Annotated in this window: 1 protein-coding gene; it reads left to right on the forward strand. The window is 67.3% G+C overall.

The genetic code is table 11. From position 1 onward, the window contains the following. The first annotated feature begins 111 nt into the window (after nucleotides 1–111). Nucleotides 112–1167 carry a zinc-dependent alcohol dehydrogenase family protein gene (locus tag K728_RS0100040; protein ID WP_024475443.1) on the forward strand — a complete coding sequence of 352 codons (1056 nt, stop codon included), beginning with the start codon at nucleotides 112–114 and terminating at the stop codon, nucleotides 1165–1167. The last annotated feature ends 11 nt before the right edge of the window (nucleotides 1168–1178 follow it).

The following is a 1178-nucleotide window of genomic DNA, read 5'->3' on the forward strand; positions in this document are numbered from 1 at the left end:
CGCCGGGGCCTTTTCTGTCCTCGGGGCTGGTGAGCAGTGCGCTGGAATTCGGGGCGTGACGGCCGCGTTAGGCTAACTGAACACCCCTACATCCCAGTTTGAGGAGTATGCATGCGTGCCACCATCATTCACGGTCCCGGCGACATCAAGGTTGAGGACCGCGACTACCCCACGATCAAGCGTCCGACCGACGCCATCGTGAAGGTCACCGCTTCCTGTGTCTGCGGTTCGGATCTCTGGCCCTACCGCGGCATCGGCAAGAACCGCGGCACCCGCGCGATCGGGCACGAGTTTGTCGGAGTCGTCGAGGAGATCGGCACCGAGGTGACAGACCTGGCGGTGGGCGACTTCGTGATTGCCCCCTTCGTCGACAGTTGCGGCAAATGTCCCCAGTGCCTCAATGGTGTGACGGTGGCGTGCGACCACCTCACCTCCTGGGGCGGCGACGACGAGTTCGGCCACTACGTCGAGGGCGCCCAGGGTGAGGCGGTCCGCGTCCCCCAGGCCGACGGCACCCTGCGCCGGGTAGATGGCGTGGCCGACCCCGACCGGGCGCTGACCGCCAGCCTCCTGACGCTTTCCGACGTGATGTCCACGGGCCACCATGCCGCGGTCAGCGCCCAGGTCGGACCAGGCCGCACCGTGGTGGTGGTCGGCGACGGCGCCGTCGGGCTGTGCGGTGTGCTCGCCGCAAAGCGACTCGGCGCGGAACGCATTATCGCGATGTCCCGGCACGAGGATCGGCAGGCGCTGGCCCGCGAGTTCGGCGCCACCGACATCGTCGCCGAACGTGGCGATGCCGGCGTGGAGAAAGTCCGGGAATTGTTGGGGGGAGTGCTGGCCGACTCGGTGCTTGAGTGTGTGGGTACCAAGGAGTCGATGGAGCAGGCGCTCGCCAGCACCCGGCCCGGCGGCAACCTCGGGTTTGTTGGTGTTCCCGCCGGCGGCGCCGAACTGCCCATCGGCCTGCTGTTCTCGAAGAACATCACCGTGGGCGGCGGCATGGCCCCGGCCCACACCTACATTCCCGAGCTTCTGGCCGACGTCCTCGCCGGGAAGATCAACCCGGGCAAAGTGTTCGACGTCGAGATGCCCCTCGAAGAAGCAGCGGCAGCCTACCAGGCCATGGATGAGCGCCGCGCGATCAAGGTACTGCTCAAACCCTAGCCCCACCCACG

The sequence above is a fragment of the Arthrobacter sp. CAL618 genome (genome assembly GCF_000468215.1).
In the GTDB taxonomy this organism is placed as follows: Bacteria; Actinomycetota; Actinomycetes; order Actinomycetales; family Micrococcaceae; genus Arthrobacter_D.

Excerpts from the sequence above, each read along its gene's own strand:
- K728_RS0100040 (WP_024475443.1), top strand. The coding sequence starts at position 112 with ATGCGTGCCACCATCATTCACGGTCCCGGCGACATCAAGGTTGAGGAC.